Annotated in this window: 12 protein-coding genes; 1 reads left to right on the top strand and 11 read right to left on the bottom strand. The window is 37.1% G+C overall.

Going from position 1 to position 18,103, the window contains the following annotated elements:
- From BM201_RS05010 to BM201_RS04990, 5 genes are all read right to left on the bottom strand, one after another.
- Complete coding sequence (locus tag BM201_RS05010) at window positions 1–810, bottom strand: GLPGLI family protein (RefSeq protein ID WP_245758578.1); 810 nt, start codon at window positions 808–810, stop codon at window positions 1–3.
- A gap of 21 nt (window positions 811–831) precedes the next feature.
- Window positions 832–1,665: a GLPGLI family protein gene (locus BM201_RS05005; RefSeq protein WP_092540252.1), complete on the bottom strand. Its 834-nt coding sequence runs from the start codon at window positions 1,663–1,665 to the stop codon at window positions 832–834.
- Window positions 1,666–1,692: 27 nt separating this feature from the next.
- Complete coding sequence (locus BM201_RS05000) at window positions 1,693–2,475, bottom strand: GLPGLI family protein (protein ID WP_245758577.1); 783 nt, start codon at window positions 2,473–2,475, stop codon at window positions 1,693–1,695.
- Window positions 2,476–2,561: 86 nt separating this feature from the next.
- A complete protein-coding gene (locus BM201_RS04995) occupies window positions 2,562–5,192 on the bottom strand; it encodes a glycoside hydrolase family 2 protein (RefSeq protein ID WP_092540251.1) in 2,631 nt (876 codons plus the stop codon).
- 137 nt (window positions 5,193–5,329) lie between these two features.
- Window positions 5,330–6,169: a GLPGLI family protein gene (locus tag BM201_RS04990; RefSeq protein ID WP_092540250.1), complete on the bottom strand. Its 840-nt coding sequence runs from the start codon at window positions 6,167–6,169 to the stop codon at window positions 5,330–5,332.
- Between the two features lie 259 nt (window positions 6,170–6,428).
- Between BM201_RS04990 and BM201_RS04985 the strand changes: the two genes are divergently transcribed.
- A complete protein-coding gene (locus BM201_RS04985; RefSeq protein WP_092540249.1) occupies window positions 6,429–7,907 on the top strand; it encodes an SLC13 family permease in 1,479 nt (492 codons plus the stop codon).
- Here the strand turns inward: BM201_RS04985 and BM201_RS04980 are convergent, their stop codons facing one another.
- The 6 genes from BM201_RS04980 to BM201_RS04955 form a co-directional block, all read right to left on the bottom strand.
- A complete protein-coding gene (locus BM201_RS04980) occupies window positions 7,908–8,945 on the bottom strand; it encodes a sialidase family protein (protein WP_092540248.1) in 1,038 nt (345 codons plus the stop codon).
- 313 nt (window positions 8,946–9,258) lie between these two features.
- Entirely contained in the window at window positions 9,259–11,109 is a 1,851-nt protein-coding gene (locus tag BM201_RS04975) for a beta-galactosidase (protein WP_092540247.1), read from the bottom strand.
- Between the two features lie 5 nt (window positions 11,110–11,114).
- Window positions 11,115–12,575 carry an alpha-L-fucosidase gene (locus BM201_RS04970; RefSeq protein ID WP_092540246.1) on the bottom strand — a complete coding sequence of 487 codons (1,461 nt, stop codon included), beginning with the start codon at window positions 12,573–12,575 and terminating at the stop codon, window positions 11,115–11,117.
- Window positions 12,576–12,583: 8 nt separating this feature from the next.
- Window positions 12,584–14,029, bottom strand: a complete 1,446-nt coding sequence (locus tag BM201_RS04965) for an alpha-L-fucosidase (protein WP_245758576.1) — start codon at window positions 14,027–14,029, stop codon at window positions 12,584–12,586.
- Between the two features lie 19 nt (window positions 14,030–14,048).
- On the bottom strand, window positions 14,049–16,439 hold the full coding sequence (locus BM201_RS04960; RefSeq protein WP_092540244.1) for a glycoside hydrolase family 3 N-terminal domain-containing protein: 2,391 nt from the start codon (window positions 16,437–16,439) through the stop codon (window positions 14,049–14,051).
- Window positions 16,440–16,531: 92 nt separating this feature from the next.
- Window positions 16,532–18,100 carry a RagB/SusD family nutrient uptake outer membrane protein gene (locus BM201_RS04955; RefSeq protein WP_092540243.1) on the bottom strand — a complete coding sequence of 523 codons (1,569 nt, stop codon included), beginning with the start codon at window positions 18,098–18,100 and terminating at the stop codon, window positions 16,532–16,534.
- Window positions 18,101–18,103 lie beyond the last annotated feature (3 nt).

Raw genomic sequence — 18,103 nt, 5'->3', positions numbered from 1 at the left:
CTACGGAAGCTCAATTGGATTATTTCGTCGTTTATATTTTTTGGTTAGTTCCTTTCTTTGTTTAGCTTCATCTTCTTCGCTCCAACCAAATCTAATTCCTGCCTTCTGCATTGTACCAATAGGATCACGATTATAATCGTCTCGAACCTGGTCGAGTTCTTTTTGAGAAACTGTTTTATAGTCATCCAAATTCAATATTTTACTTACTGGTTTCTCTAATTCCTGAAAACTTGTTAAGCTAAAATGATATTGATTTTGCACATCTGAAATTTCTAAAATAAGTCCCGGCAAACCAGCAAATTTGTATGGCCCATCTGAAAATGGAAGCTCTGGCGCGAACCAGGCTTCGTAATTTCTACCTGAAAAAGCACCTGTAGCTTTTTGAACCTTAAAGCCAATTATTTCTTTAGTTTCTGATTGAATTTCCCAATCGATCTGATTTAGATCCTGCTTATATTTAAAACTGTATTGAAAAACCTTTTCAGCTAAAACAAGTTCACTATTCTCGTAATCTTTAAAGATCGTGTATTTAAAATCGGTCATTTGATTATACTGGTCCATTCTTAAAACTTCAGGATTGGGCATATTCTCTAAAGAATCTTTAATCGCCTGGCCTAAACTGGAATATTGTGAATGCCCATCACCTAAATAAAGGACACCAACTTCAGACTTTATAGAATTTTCATCAGTAGAATCTTCCTGATACTCGAGCTGATAGGTAGCCTTATAATTGAACTTTGCCTGTAATTGTTCTTGTGCTGAATTCTTAAAAGAAAAGAAGAGCAATATTAGAGCTATTTTGAATCTCATAATCATTTTCGATTTATAAATTTATTTTGGTTGAAGTTCAATTGGATTATTTTGCTTTTTATGTCTCTTCTGGAATTTCCTTCTGGCTTCTTCTTCCTGCCCATCTTTCCAATGAATAGTTACACCGCCGTTGGTCATTGCAGTAAGTGGATCTCTTTTATAATCACCACGAACCTGATCGAGATCTCCCTGAGAAACTTCTTTATAATCATCTAAATTCAATGTTTTAGACACTATTTTTTTTAATTCCTGAAATTCCATTATGCTAAAACGATAATGATTTTTAGTGTCTGAAATCTCCAAAATAAGTCCCGGCAAACCTCCAAATTTATAGGGACCGTCTAAAAATGGCAGCTCTGGCGCAAACCAGGCTTCGTAATTTCTGCCGGCAAAAGAGCCTGAAGCTTTTTGAACTTTATATCCTAAGATTTCTTTGGTTTCTGACTGAATTTCCCAGTCGATGGGATTTAAAGTCTGTTTATATTTTAGTTGATCTTTAAAAATCTTTTCGGCTAAAATAAGCTCGTTATCATTGTAATTTTTGAAGATCTTATAATGAAAATCGGTATCTGGAGTTAGACTTCTTATTCGATAAAATTCAGCCATACTTTTATTTGAAGGATCTAAAGTTGCGGTTAAAGAATCTTCAACAGCCTTACCAAGACTTGAATATCTAGACACCCCTTCTCCTAAATAAAGTACAACAGTTTCAGATTTCATTGAATTTTGATCGGTAGAATCTTCCTGATAATCCAATTGATATGTTGCTTTATAATTATATTCTTCTCCGTGTTTTTCTTGTGCTGAAATTTTCAAAGAAAAGATGATAACTAAAAGAAAAAGCTTTAGTTTCATGATGTTTTGATTGATGATGACGACTATTTATTCCTGAAGTTCGATAGGATTATTTCGCCTCTCGTATTTCTCGCTTAACATTTTTCTAGTTTCAATTTCATGCTCCTTTTTACTAAAAGCGATTTTTAGACCTGCATTTCTCATGGCAGCAATGGGATCACGGTTATTATCGTCTCTAAATTGGTCAAGTTCTTCCTGAGAAACCAATTTATAATTATCCAAATTCGATGTTTTGGTTACCGGTTTTTCGAATTCCTGAAATTCAGTTAAGCTAAAATGGTAATCATCTTTAAGATCTGAAATCTCTAAAATAAGTCCAGGCAAACCATTAAACTTATAAGGTCCATCTAAAAATGGAAGCTCTGGCGCAAACCAGGCTTCGTAATTTCTACCGGCAAAAGAGCCTGTTGCCTTCTGAACGGTGAAACCTAAAATTTCTTTGTTTTCTGGTTGAATCTCCCAGTCGATCGTTTTCAGATCCTGTTTGTATTTAAATTTATACTTATCTGCTGTAATTTTTTCAGTTAAAATAAGCTGGTTCTCTTTATAGTTTTTGTAAATCATATAATGAAACTCAGATCCTTCACTACCTCCTATAGAATCTTCTATAGCTGTACCTAAACTAGAATATCGCGAATGTCCATCGCTTAAATAAAGCACAAAACTTTCAGATAATATCGAATTTTCATCGGTAGAATCTTCCTGATATTCGAGATTGTAAGTCGCTTTATAGGAATATTGAAAATCGGTTTTCTGAGCATAGAATAGCACAGAAAAGCACAAGAAAAAAGGCATCAGGATAGATTTCATAAAAGAAATTTTATCTAAGATGCCTTAAAAAAACTTACGAAGCAAGAAATCAACTAGTTTTTTAGTAATAAAACTAGAAAACCAAGCTATTTCACCGGAATCACCATTCGATCTGTATTCCAGCCTTCTATCGAAATTTGAAGATCTTTCACTTCATTTTCTGGCGCTTCCAAAATGATTTCCTTGCTTGCTCCAGGTACTATAGAGAAATAATTTTCGTCATAAAAAGTTGGTAAAATTCGTTCTCCATTCTCTGCATTTTCTAAAGAGATTCGGTTAAAAAATGATACCGTATTATTTTTAGGATTGGTAATTTTCAGTTTAAATTTATTTTCAGCTATTTTTTCAACCTCAGCTTTAAGTGCAGTTTTTTCTAATTTCTGTAATCCAGAATATGTGCCGGTACTGTCTGGAATCCAATAGAAATTCTCATCTAAAACCTCCTGATGCTGATTCTTAAGATCTAATTTTAAAAACAAACCTTCTTCAGCAGCTAATGTATCGATCTGCTTTTTTAACGATAATATCTTTTTTGTGCTTGATGCTTCGATATAAGCAAATACCTGGGTTACCGGTTTTTCATTACCATCCATATCGTACAGTTTTATGCCTAACATAAGATCGTACTGGGCTTCAAAACCATTATTTACCAAATGTACATCGCCGGTTGTAGCATTATACATAAAGTGTAAAGGCTTACTACCTTCACGTAACCCAAACAAACAGGCGTTGGGATCTAAATAATAATCGTACATCTGCCCACGCAAAGCAGTCCACGGATTTTGGGTTTTCCAGATGATCGAACCCGTGTACCAATCCCACATATGCGAACTAAAACCTTCCATCAAACCGCGATACTGGTTGTAATTTACCAATTGGGCTTTTTTGGCAAAATCGGCCATATTTTCTGGCGTACCATAAGCTTCTAAAGAATTGCCATAATCGATGTATTTGTGATACGTCCAAACAGGATCTTTCACGGCTTCTGTTCCTTCATATTCTACCGGAACGGTATAATTTTCTTCCGGAAGAAAACGCTTTAAACTTACCTCATCTCCTACTCCTACAGATCCAACTTCAGAATTAAAAGGCCAGGTACGCTCGTTCCAAAAAGTCGAAATATCCTGAATTCCGTAAGGGCCGTCACCATTTCCGCCTTTAAAATTATAAGACATGTCATCTGAATTTGAGTAATCGATAAACCAACGTGTACCATCTAATTCCGGTAGAATTTCATCTTTTATGGCATACAAAATATCCTGTGGCGGTGTGATCTCGTTCCCACCGCACCAGATAGCAAGTGAAGGATAATTACGCAGCATTTTTACCGCATCTGCAGCAGATTCGATAAACAATTCGTGATCGTCTGGATATTGTCTGCGCGTCCATTGATCGTCTTTTTTCATAGGATCTACCCATCTACCATTACAGTCACCAGACATCCAAAAATCCTGAATCACCAGCATCCCATATTTATCACAGGCTTCGTAAAATTCTGGTCTTTCTGGTAAAGCACCACCCCAAATTCTAATAAGATTTAAATTCATATCACGGTGAAAACGAATCTCGGCATCATAACGCTCTTTAGTAAAACGAAGCATCGCGTCTGAGATGATCCAGTTTCCTCCCTTTATAAAAATAGGCTGCCCGTTAACGAATATCTGCTTACTACGTGTGTGCGAATTCCATTCGGTTTGGATTTCACGGATTCCTACTTTAAGCGTTTCTTTATCTGAAGTTTTATTTTTTATGCTGAATTCAACTTCGGCATCGTATAAATTTTGCTCGCCATAACCAGAAGGCCACCAAAGTTTAGGATCTTCAATTTCGAACTCTGGAAGTTCTACCAGCATTTCAGTATTAGCTGCCAGACTTACCTCCTTTTCGATGTTTTTATCTGCAATTTTAAAAGACAGTGTTCCTTCAACTGTTTTTGAAGTTGGATTTTCAACTTCCGCAGTAAAAGAAATTTTTGCTGGCTCCTGCTTTTCTCCCGGAAGTCGTTTTCCAGGCACTTTGGTCACCACATGCGGATTTTTAAGATTTACCGCACCGGTTTTTTCAATAATCACCTTATCCCAAATCCCCGTATTTCGATCGCGAATTGGCTGAATCCAATCCCAACCGGCAACGTATTGATGCGCCACACCACGGGCGATCGTTCCATCACCTCCCTGGCCGCCGTTAGGATTCCCAACATGCGGTGCAGGATATACGATCACTGCAAGGCGATTTTGGCCATTTTTAGCAAGAAATTTTGTGATATTAAAACGCTTCCTAAGAAACATCCCTTTGTATTCTTCCTGGTTGACTTTCTCGCCATTTAAAAAAAAATCTACACTGTAATTTATTCCTCGGAAATTAAGCCAAACCTGCTCGTCCTTCTTAGCTTTCTCTTCGAAATCCTTTACAAACCAATAGGTGTAAAAATCGCGACCAACATCATAGATATCCGGAATTTCTTCATTGTTCATCCCGTAAAATGGGTCGGGAATTTCACCATTATTAAGTTGCGTGGTAAGCACCGTCCCGGGAACTGTGGCCTTTTTCCAGTTTTCTACGGAAAAAGATGTATTTGAAATTTCTTCTCCGGTTGATTCTACATCGCCAATGGAAAGGGTTTTCCAACCTGAATTGAGTTCGTAATTTTGCTGAGCATATCCAAAAATGCTAATCAGGCTAAAAGCAATAAAAAGGAAAGTAAATTTATTTCGCATAAAAATGAGAGTTTTAGAACTTTCAAATTGCTTAATAAATCCAATATCTTAAACTTTTTTCGACAAACAACGAGACACAAAAGCTATACGATTCACAATTTTTTAAGAAAACCATTTCGTATAATGCAAAGTATAAATTACTGTAACTCGATGGGATTATTCTTTTTGGCTAACTTTTCCTGCTGCTTTTTCAGATAATCCTTTTTATCATCACCTACAATTTTAATACTTACGGTTTTGCCACCCGCGCCCACATAATTATTTATATAACTAATTGGGTCTTTTTCATAAGTTGACACTAAATCCAGAAGTTCTTTTTTCTTCACTTCTTTAAATCCTTTAGGAACAATCTGATATTCTAAAGGATCAACTAATTCTTCAAAACCTTTGAATTCAAAGATGTATTCATCTTCTGTATCCCGGATCTCTACGATCAAACCAGGTAAACCGGCAAATTTATATGGCCCATCTGAAAGCGGAATTTCAGGAGTAAACCAGGCAATATAATCTCTACCGGCAAAACTTGTTGTTGCTTTTTGCACCTGATATCCTGAAATTTCTTTGGCTTCAGCCTGTATCTCCCATTGTATTTTATCGATATCCTGCGAGTAATACAATTTATCGTCCATCAGTTTAATTCCGTATCCCAGCTTATTTTCAGATTTATTTTTAAAGATCTTATACTTAAAATCGGTTTTAGCAGCTTTTATTCTACTTTTCCACCTTTCAGATCCAATATCTGCAACACTCACATTTACAGACATAGAATCTTTTAGTGCTGCTCCTCTACTTAAAAAAAGGGAGGACTCGTTATTGGCAAAAAGCCACATGATTTCAGATTTACTGGATTCCAGATCTGTAGAATCTAGTTTATAGGTAAGCTTATAGCTCACCCGATAATTGAGTTCGTTTTGTGCCCGAAGCTGAAAAAAATTGAATACTAAAACGCCTAAAATGAAGATGATCTTATTGCTCATAATGATAGTTGATTGATTTTTCCTTTGCAATATCTAATATAAAACCGATGCATACAAGAAATAAACTATTTTTTTAGTAATAAAACTAATTTAATAGTAATTAATAGGCATACTGACTTCTGCAGAAAATATTTATCTTCCCGTCGATAATAAACTATCTCGGGGCAAGCCCTCGAGGCATTATCCGTTGGAAAATAATTTTTAATTTCGAGGCAAGCCTTTGGGTATTATAACCTTTGGCGGTGCCAATAAATCATAAATGAACAGTAGTCTTAAACGCATAATCCTAATTGCAGGTCCGTTAATTTTTGCAATATTTCAGCTTTTACAGCCACCAGAAGGAATGTCACCAGAAGCTTTTGATGTTTTAGCCGTAACGATCTGGATGGCGATTTGGTGGGTTACCGAAATTATCCCAATTGCCGCTACTGCTTTACTACCCATCGTATTTTTTCCTTTAAGCGGCGCTTTAGATATTGGTCTAACCACAGCATCTTACGGTCACAAATATGTTTTTCTTTATATGGGAGGATTTATTATCGCTGTAGCTATCGAAAAATGGAATTTACACCGTCGTATCGCACTTAATATTATCAATTTAATCGGCACCAATATTAAATTGATCATTTTGGGCTTTATGGTAGCCACCGCATTTTTATCGATGTGGATCTCTAACACCGCAACATCGGTAATGATGCTTCCTATTGGGACGGCCATTATCTTGCAGCTAAAAGACAATCCTAAAACTAGCGAAGATGAAAATAAAGTCTTCGGAAAAGCATTAATGTTGGCAATTGCGTACAGCGCTTCTATTGGCGGAATAGGCACTTTAATTGGTACACCGCCTAACCTTGTTTTTGCCGGAATTGTTGAAGAATTATACGGAATTGAAATTAGCTTCTTGAAATGGGCACTTTTAGGAATGCCAATTTCAATTTTAATGTTGATCTTCTGCTGGAAGTATATTACAAGTTTTGCTTTCAGTTTTAAACAGACTGAATTTCCCGGCGGAAAAACAGAAATTAAAAGATTACTGGACGAACTAGGAAAAATAAGTATTCAGGAAAAACGAGTATTGATCGTATTTGTATTAACCGCACTTTGCTGGATCACTCGTTCCTTCTTTCTGCAGGAATTCTTACCCAATATCGATGACACCATTATTGCGATGACGGCAGGAATCTCTTTATTCTTGATTCCTTCTGGAAAAAACAAAGAGAAACAAAAACGCCTATTAAGCTGGGAAGAAGCGGTGAAGATTCCCTGGGGAATTATATTACTTTTTGGTGGTGGTATGGCCTTGGCAAAAGCTTTTAACGATACCGGTTTAGCTAACTGGATTGGTGAACAGTTAGTGAATCTGGAAAATTTACCACTATTTTTATTGATTTTGATCTTAGTTGCCTCTGTAAACTTTTTAACGGAAGTTACTTCTAACCTGGCAACCACGGCCATGTTATTACCAATATTGGCTCCTATGGCGCTGGCTTTAAATCTGCATCCTTACTTGCTCATGGTAAGCGCAACATTAGCCGCCAGCTGTGCATTTATGCTTCCGGTTGCGACACCTCCAAATGCCGTGGTGTTTGGATCTGGCTATCTAAAGATCGCAGATATGATGAAAACCGGCTTTTGGCTAAATTTACTATCGATTATAGTCATTAGCCTGGTTATTTATTTTGTTTTGCCTATGCTTTGGGACTTCGATCCTTTCAGCGTTCCAAAGATATTTAAGTGATCAATTAGATCGTTTCAACCTAAAATATTTTATCTTTTTTCGATCGTAGGTATAGGTGATATGAATTTCGCCGTTTTCAGCCTGAATTATTGCCGGGTAGCTAAACTCGCCTTCTTCCTCATTTTCGAGTTTTAAAACGTCTTGCCAATGCTCGGCATCTTCAGAATATGCTAAATTCAGTTTACTTCTACCATCCCACCAGTCGTCTCCACTAGCCATAGGATTATAAACCATTAGAAATCCGCCGTTTTTTAGACGTACAGCATCGATTCCTGAATTTGGGTTTGCAAGTTCTGAAGCACTAAAATCACTCCAGGTTTCTCCATGATCTTTGCTGAAACTTTCTAAAACAACATCTTGATCACTTCTGAAAAAAGCTTTTAAATCGCCATTTGTAAGCTGAACAATTGTAGGCTGAATTACTTTATATTCTGAATCCTGATTCACCTTAACTTTGCGCCAGGTTCTACCAAGATCGTCTGAAATTTCTATGTGAGCATGCCAAATTTCACCATCCTGAAGTTCTACACTAGACGGACTTACAATTCGGCCATTTTCTAACTGAATTGGCTTGTTTTTTATTGGTCCTAAAATACCTTCTGGCAATAATTTTTTATCGCTCCAGGTTTCGCCATTATTTGTTGAAGTTTTATAAGCGCCCCACCAGGTTGAAGGTGAAGGTCCAATTTTGTAAAATAAAAAGAGTTTATTTTCAGTATTAAACAGTACAGGATTCCATGTTGGGTAACTTAGCGTATCATTTTGAAAACCGGTGGCAACTTTCTTAGGAGAAGACCAACCATTCTTGTTTTTTTTACTAGTATAAATGCTAACATCTGGATGTCTTTCGTGCGTACCACCAAACCAGGCGGCAATTAGATCGCCATTATCTAATTCTTCGATCGTAGAAGCATGCGCATTGGGAAAATTAGCTTCAGCATAAATAAATCCAGAGTCTAAAACTTCAAATTTCACCTTTTGCTGAGCAATTAATTTCAAACTAAAAAATACGGCTAAAACAACGAATTTGGCTTTCATATGTTCTGAAAATTTTAATTCTCCAATGAAATGAAGATTATTGGTAAATCATGTGTTAACAAGAAGCACTACAATAGAAGGACGAAAATTAATTTAATCTCGATTATCGAGTAAAAAAAGGGAAGAGGTAAACTACTCCTCTCCCCTCGCAATGTATGAAACAAACTTACACTTACTTGAAATTCTATATTTAATACTTCCCATAAAACTATTAGGAGTATTGAACTAACTTTTTTAAAAAGGAAGGAGGATGGCGGTCCTCCTTCCGTTGTCAAACAAACTATTCACTTTTATGTGAACATAACATGAAGACTTATTGAGACAAGCTGTCCAAAATCGGCCTTTCCAAACCTGAAATTCTTGATTTTGGGTCTTCATTCAGCTGCTCTAAAATTGTAATCGTATTTCCTTTTTCTTTTAACCAGCTCCCCGGTAAATAGAGGGTTTGCTGTGGACCAACTTTCCAGTAACGACCAAGATTGTGGCCATTTACAAAAACGATTCCTTTGCCCCATTTTTGCATATCAAGAAATGTATCTCCTATAGTATCCAGATCAAATTCCCCAGAATACAATACTGGTAAACCTTCTTTAACTTCGGTTGATTCCTCTAGATTAGGTGCAGCATCAAAAGGTGCTTTATACATTTCCCAACCACCAGATATTTCGTAATCGTTAATGCTTACCGCACTAATAATTCCTTTAGTATTTTCGGTAATTTTAGCTCCGTAATTTATACGTCCCATATTCTCTACAAGAATCTCTAAAGTCCCATTAAACGGAATTTTAATATCCATCTCGTATTGGTTGTAAATACGATTTAGCTTTCCTACGTACTTACCATTTACATATACGGTAGCATAATCACGCAAACCTGGTATTTGTAATTTTCCGTTTATAGGCTGCGTAAACTTTTTACGATATAAAACATATCCAAATCCCTGGTCTAGTTCCTCAAAACTCATAGGAGCATCGGCTATAACGGGCTTAGATGATTTAATATATTTGAGCACGTTTTGCTTTTTATCCAACGTAATTTCTGGGATAGCTATTACCGGAATTTGAGCCGGAATTTCAGGAATATCATATTCTACATATTCCTTCATTAATTTTCTTATCGCCATATATTTTGGCGTTGCCCATCCAGCTTCAGAAATTGGTGCATCATAATCATAACTTGTGATATCCGGTTGGATATCGTGATCGTCGTTATAGTTTGCACCACTGGTAAAGCCAAAATTAGTACCGCCGTGAACCATATAAATATTAAAATCTACATCGTTCTTAAGATATACTTCAGTTTGTTTAGCAATCGCATCTGCACTAATTCTTGTAAAAGGCTCTGCCCAATGGTCTAACCACCCGGGATAAAATTCGGCTACCATATAAGGGCCTTCCCCATTATGATATTCGTTTACTGCTTTTTTAAGATTGGCAATATTATTTTCGCCATTCGCGGTGGGCAATGCACCTTCTACAGCACCACCGTTAAACAACCATGTTCCATCTGAAGTGAAAAACGGCCCGTCTAAACCAGAATCCTTCAGCATTTCAAAGATCTTTTGTTTGTAGGCTTTGTGGTCTTCTGCTGAAATATCCTCTCGTTGCGAAACAAAAGAACCAAATTCATTTTCAGCCTGAACCATAATTAAATTCCCACCTTTACTTGCTTGAAGCGGTTTTACCTGCGCTGCAAGCTCGTTGATATACGAGCGACAAGAATCTAAAAACGCTTCGTTATTTTGACGAATCTTAAGATCTGGATTCTTTTGAAGCCACCACGGGTAACCTCCAAATTCCCACTCGGCACACGCGTAAGGCCCCGGACGAAGAATTACAAAAAGTCCTTCTTCTTCAGCCAGTTTTATAAATTCTGTTAGGTTTTTATTATCTGATTTCCAATCCCATTTTCCCGGAGCGGTATTATGATAGTTCCAGAAAACATAAGTGTTTACAGCATTTAAACCTAAAGCTTTCATCATTTGTAAGCGATGGCGCCAGTATTCTTTTGGGATCCTGGCATAATGCATCTCTCCTGCATAAATATGAATTGACTCTCCTTTATATTTAAAATCGCCATCTTCAATCTTAAAAACCTCATCTTGCGCCTGCACAGTAAAGCTGAAAAGACATACAAGAAGAACGAGTTTTGATAAAATACGCATCGATCTTAATAAATTTCAAGATTAGTAATTACCGGGCTGGCTTTTGCCGCCTTGAACTCTACTTTTAGAGCTGTGGTTTCTACAGAAGGAACTTCAAGTATTCTTTTGTATCCAATCGTAGTGCCTTCAGCAATTTCTTCCCATTCACCATCAATCATTGCTGCAATATGAAACTTTTCTACACGTTGTCCTAATGCTATATTTTCCTGTAGTAATACAAAATTAACCGTTTTAGCAGAATCAAATTCTAATTCGATAGAAGATTCAATAACTCCTTCATCGGTTACCCAAAACGAATCAGCATTTCCATCAATTAAATTCGCCGCAGCATAGTCTTCAGACTCTCCTCTAAAATTACTAGCCGAGATTTGAACATTTTCAGCTAAATTTTCAGCAAAAACACTATCGATAATTTTTCGCATTCCAAGTAAAGAAGCTACATCATTTTCATGAAACTGCCCTCTTTGATCTGGCGGAACATTAAGCAACAAAGTAGATCCTCTACCCACAGATTGCATATAAGTTGTAAATAATTCTTCTGGAGACATCACTAAAGAATCCTCTTCTTTATGGTAAAACCAACCCGGGCGAATAGATGTATTTACCTCAGCCGGGATCCAATCTGTACCATCTTTAGATCCTGTTTGTAAAACATCGCCAATACCTGGTTTCCCGGCATAAAGCGTATCTGGTGTAATTGTGTTCCAGTTTGTTGATCCACCAACACCGTCTTCGTTTCCTACCCAACGCAAGTCTGGACCGGCATCACTAAAAAACAGCACCGCAGGTTGCATTTCTTCGACCATCGCCAAAGTTGTTGGCCAATCATAATAGTTTTGTTTATCGATTCTTCGCTCTTCGTTAGCGCCGCCGTAGTAACCGTCACCACCATTAGCTCCATCAAACCACATCTCGAAAATATCTCCGTAATTAGTAAAAACTTCTTTTAACTGATTTCGGTAATATTCTACATAAGATGCCTCTCCATAATCTTCACGATTACGATCCCACGGAGAAAGATAAATCCCAAATTTTAATCCGTGTGCTCTGGCAGATTCTGCTACTTCTTTCACCAAATCTCCTTTTCCATCTTTGTAGGGAGAATTTGCAATATCATGCTCGGTATAATCTGAAGGGAAAAGTGCAAAACCATCATGATGTTTTGCCGTTAAAATCACTCCTTTAAAACCTGCTTTTTGCAAAGTTTCCATCCATTGATCTACATCAATAGCTGTTGGATTAAAAATTTCTGGCGATTCGTCACCAAATCCCCATTCTTTACCTGTAAATGTATTAGTGGTAAAATGAATGAACGCATTCATCTCCATATCATGCCAGGCAAGTTGCTCTTTTGTTGGCGTTGGTCCTACAGCCTGTGGTGCTTTAACTTCCTGCTTTTCGTTACAGGCAAATAAGAGGCTGGCAATACCAATCCCGGCAATGGTTTTGTTTAAATTTCGGATCATTTATGTATTTAATTTTCTATTGAAAATGCTATTCCTGAAATATTCTTTTTTGAACGGATTTCCTTTGGAAGGCTAATCTCTACTTTACCATCTTTAATTTTAAAATCTACTTTTTTACCGGTTTCCAGTAACTTGATCTTAGCGTTTTCTGAAGGTAAATTTTTGCTGAAGCTTATCTTTTTTGGTAATTCTTCACCATCTTCGAACATTGCTATTGCAAATAATTTGTCTTCATTTTCTGTAAAGTAAACATTTCCGTCCTGGTAATCGTCGATAGCATGAGTATCATAGATCGCTTCACCATTTTTCTCTAACCAATCACCTATTTCAGCTAATTGATCGATAACATCTAATGGTAAAGTTCCATCTGGTTTTGGTCCTATTCCTAAAAGCATATTCCCTCCTTTAGAAACAATATCCACAAGTGTATTAAGTACTTTGGTTGTCGATTTATAAGGATCATTTGGCACATATCCCCAGTTATTTCCTAAAGGTAAATTACTCTCCCATGGATTATCTAATTTGGTTTCTGGCACTCTACGCTCTGGCGTTTGGTAATTCTCGTAAGGACCATGTACTGTACGATCTGCAAAAATTATCCCTGGTTGTTTTTCCCTTGCCATTTCAGCAATCTTAGGCATATCGATCTCCTGACTAAAATCTGGAATTGGTGCTCCCCAGGATCTTACCTCGTCGGTAACGGTTTCTCTTGGTCTAACCCAACCTCCATCTAACCAAAGAATATCGATCTCACCATAACCGGTCATTAATTCTTCGATCTGGTTGTAAGCAAATTCTTTAAATTTATTCCATCTCCAATCGTACTTTTCGATATCGTAGTTCACGTTTCTATCTGGAGTCGCATATTTATCCCACCAGAAATATTGAGAATGCCAATCGGGCTTAGAATAATAAGCACCGATCATAAAATCTTTTTTTCTAAAAGCATCAAAAATATGCTTTGTAACATCTGCTTTTGGATTATTTTGGAAAGGACCACTTGTGATCTTATAATCTGTTTGTTTTGTATCGAACATATTAAAACCATCGTGATGCTTTGTGGTAAATACAACATACTTCATCCCTGCAGATTCAGCTGCATCTGCCCAGCTATCTGGATCAAAATTTACCGGATTAAAGATTTTATCTAAATTCCAGTACCATTTTTTATAGTCATTATAGGCGATCGTGCTATCTCTTTCGATCCAATCTTCTGAAACCAAATTCCAGCTTTCCATGATACCCGGCACTGAATAAAGCCCCCAATGAATAAGCATACCGAATTTAAGATCTCCCCATTCATCTAGCTTTTCTATAACCTGAGGATCGGTTGGTGCTTCATAGGTTTCAGAACGGCCATGCACGCCGTGTTCATCTTCTTCTTGCGTTTGGGCCTGGAATGTGTTTGCCGCACACACTAAGGCTACCAACAGTAGGGATTTTATTTTATTCATTTTAAACATTTTAGCTAGTTTATTTGTTTAGTGTAATTGTTTTAGAAATTTCGAATGTTGTTTCCAGTTTAATATCTTCAGAAGAAGCACCAATCATTAATTTAAATTCACCGGCTTCTACTTTTTGGATCATTTCAGCATCAAAAAGTGATAATTCCTTCGGAAGCAATTCAAATTGAATACTTTTGGTTTCTCCTGCTTTTAAAGAAACACGCTCAAAACCGCGTAGTTGTTTTATAGGGCTAAGCACGCTGCTCACCATGTCGCGAATATAAAGCTGAACAACTTCATCACCATCTATATCGCTAATGTTAGATACTTTTAAGCTAATATTTATTTTAGTGTTTTGACCTTTTCCTGAAGTGTTCAATTGTAAATCTGAATATTCAAATTCAGAATAACTTAAACCATAACCAAATGGAAATAATGGTTTTGCATCACTTTCTACATAATCTCTCCTAACCGGGAACCAGTAATTATAATATACCGGAATTTGCCCTAAGGATTTTGGTACAGAAACCGGTAATCTACCCGCAGGATTAAAATCTCCAAAAAGAACATCGGCGATCGCGTTACCACCTTCTTGCCCGGGATACCAGGCATCTAAAATAGCTGGTACATTTTCTGAAGGCCAGTTTAGCAATAATGGGCGACCTTTAATTAACACCAAAACAGTTGGTGTTCCTGTGGCCACAACGGCTTGAAGTAGTTCCATCTGTTTCCCCATTAAATTAAGGGTAGAACGATCGAATCCTTCGCCACTTTCCATATCTCCCAAAATTTCATCTTCTTTTGAGGAAACAGTAGCAGCACCGGTTTCAAGATATTCAGTTTTAAAATCTCTGGCACTGGAACCACCTAACACAACGATGGCAACTTCAGCAGTTTTTGCAGCTTCTACAGCAGCCGGAATATCGGTTTGCGTAGTATCACGAACAGCTGTTCCTTTTACATAATCTATTGTTGCGTTTGGTAATTTATTCTGAATGCCTTCTAAAGCGGTAACGATATTATCTTCAGATTGCGGGCCAGTGTAATCTCCTAACTGATTGTATTGCATATCTGCATTCGAACCAATTACAGCGATACGCTTTAAATCTTTACTTAGTGGAAGAAGATTATCTTCGTTTTTAAGCATCGTTACAGATTGGCGAGCAACTTCTCTGGCTAATTCAATATGTTCTGTATTCCTTACTAGCTTTTCAGCTTCTTTTTCGCTGGTAAAAGGATCTTCAAAAAGCCCTAATTTGAACTTTACAGCAAGAATTCTTTTTACAGCTTCATCGATTCTTTCTTCAGAAACTTTACCTGCTTTTACGGCATCTAATAAAGCATCATCGAAGCCATTTCCTCCTAAATCTACATCTACACCGGCATTCATGGCTATAGCAGCAGCATCTTCTTCAGTATCTACAATATGATGATCTCCCAAAAGACCTTCGATACTTGCTAAGTCTGAGATCACAAAACCATAAAAGCCCCACTTTTCACGAAGTGTATTTGTTAATAGACTTTTATGCGCTGTACTGGGTACTCCATCAATAGAACTATAAGCAGTCATCACCGATAAAATACCACTATCTACTGCTTCTTTAACCGGATACATATAATTTTGAAATAGATCGCGTTCTCCAATATGAACTGCAGCACCATTATGCCCGCCTTCTGATACTCCGTAAGCAGCAAAATGCTTTAATGTGGCAGCAACATGTTTTTTTGTTTTTAAATCACTTTCGTTATCTCCCTGAAAACCCTTTACAATAGATTTTCCCATCTGAGCGATAAGGTAAGAATCTTCACCAAAGGTTTCTTCTACTCGAGACCACCTTGGCTCTCTGGCGATATCTATAATAGGACCATAAGCGGTGTTCGCTCCCTGCGCTCTAATTTCTTCAGCAATAACTTCAGCCATTTTTTTGATCAGATCAGGATTCCAGGTACTAGCCTGACCTATCGCAGTTGGGAATACTGTAGTCCCTACTGCCATATGCCCGTGCATAGCTTCTTCTTCAAGTAATAATGGAATTCCTAAACGACTATTTTCAATAGCATATTTTTGTATTGCATTGGTAATCTTTGCTGCTTCTTTAGGGTGTAAGCCAGTTTCTAAAGTTTTTTGAGTCCATGGGTCTGCTCTTAAAACTCCCCATAAACCACCAATATGTCTATTTCTTATTTCTTCTTTGTAAAGTTCGCTTAAGCTTGCCTTACTTCCTGCCTCTTTAGTATACATCTTCCAACCAAGCGGTGTGGTAAGCTGTCCTATCTTTTCATCGAGGTTCATTAAAGAAATTAAGTTCTCTACTCTCTCATCCACACTTAACTCACTATTTTTGTAAGGAGCGTTTTTAAAATCCTGAGCATTCAGGAAACTTGAAATTAGTAAAAAACAAAGGCAAATCTTTTTCATCAATTTTAAATTTTAAAAGGAAAACTGGTTGGTTATTCACCAACCAGTTTTCACCTAACTAAACAGAAACAATCGAAACGGTTGTTTTATTTTTAGAAGTTGCTCGCTCCGGTATCCCACCAAACTCTGGTACCTCCATTATCTGGACCACCAAGAAGTTCAACACCGGTTTGTACTCCTTCATTGTGTATATTGTATTCTTCCGAAGGGAAAGGTGTTCTTCTAACAAATTCTTCGGTATCAATCAAACCACCACTATAGTTCACCACAACAGGTATTAACCTTGGATATCCTGTTCTTCTAAATTCAGACCAGGCTTCCTGACCGTTAGGGAACAAAGAAATCCATTTTTGGGTGATAATTTTTTCCAATTTAAGCTCGTTAGAAGCAGCATCATCCCAGGCGATAGTTACATCACTGGACCCAGAAAAACTGTTTTCAGGATTTTTAGGATCTGTATAATCTGCAAAAGTACTGGTAGCATCAGCTAGATAATCACTAGCGCCAGCAGTATTAAATTCATCGAAACTAAGTTGCACACCCTGAGCATAGAAATCTTCAGCTGAACCTCCCATATTCCAGCCTCTTAAAGCTCCTTCTGCTCTTAAGAAAGCAACTTCTGAGGCGGTCATGATCTTAACATCTGTAGCTGAACTAAACATAGTTCCGATAGCTGAAAAATTTACATAGGTATTCTTAGATGAAATCTCAATACCCTGTCTAATTCCCTTAAACTCTCCGGCTACATCTTCATCTGTCGCTGGTTGAAAATATACAGGTAAACGGGGATCTTCATAGCCTCCTAAAATAGACTCCATAGTAGCAGACATTCTTGTATCTTGCCAACTATTGCTGAACATCCATAGAGGGTGCATATTTCCTAAAAGAGACATTCTTAAATTGTCTTCATTACTCTCCATTACTCCATAAGGATTAGCGATTGCCTTTTCTGCCTCTTGTTGTGCAAGACTAGGATCAACTTTTACAATCCTCATGGCCAATCGCAATCTTAATGAATTAGCAGCTCTAATCCACTGAGATACATTACCGCCAAAACTTGAATTATCAAATTGTACAAAATCTTCACTATCTGCATAGTCAGCTAATGTTGATACTGCTTGATCTAATTCAGCAAAAAATTGAGTATAAACCTGCTCCTGGCTATCATAAGGAACGAAATTAGTAGAAGAACCGTATTGACTGTACATTATAGGACCATAATTATCGGTGACTTTATGCATTGCAAATACTTTATGAATAAGTCCCCAGGCATAAAAATCTGGATAATTTTCGTCTACATTATTTATTTCGAACCTACCCATGTAGGCCATAATGTTGTTATATTTAAGACTCATCTGCCTATCATACCAGGTAAAGTTGTAAGTAACATTATTCCTGTTTGATACGAAAGGTGTAGGTGGAACCAAGAACTGAGAGAAAGCATCTCCCGTCAAGTTTTCTTCTACTTGAAGCCCGGCATCAATTGTTCTTATGTATGGTTGCATTGAATTAACAAAACCACCTATGTTATTCCCATCCTGTTCTAAAGATTCGTCTGTAATCCCATAAGGATCTGTATTGAATTCATCAAAGTCATCAGTACAGTTCGTTAGCACAAGAGAAGTTGTTGCGACTAATATTGTATTTAAAATTCTTTTCATCTT

This window comes from Zunongwangia mangrovi, from assembly GCF_900112105.1.
In the GTDB taxonomy this organism is placed as follows: domain Bacteria; phylum Bacteroidota; class Bacteroidia; order Flavobacteriales; family Flavobacteriaceae; genus Zunongwangia; species Zunongwangia mangrovi.
The sequence above is the reverse complement of the archived record's forward strand: the minus strand, read 5'-3'. Positions and strand labels throughout refer to the sequence as shown.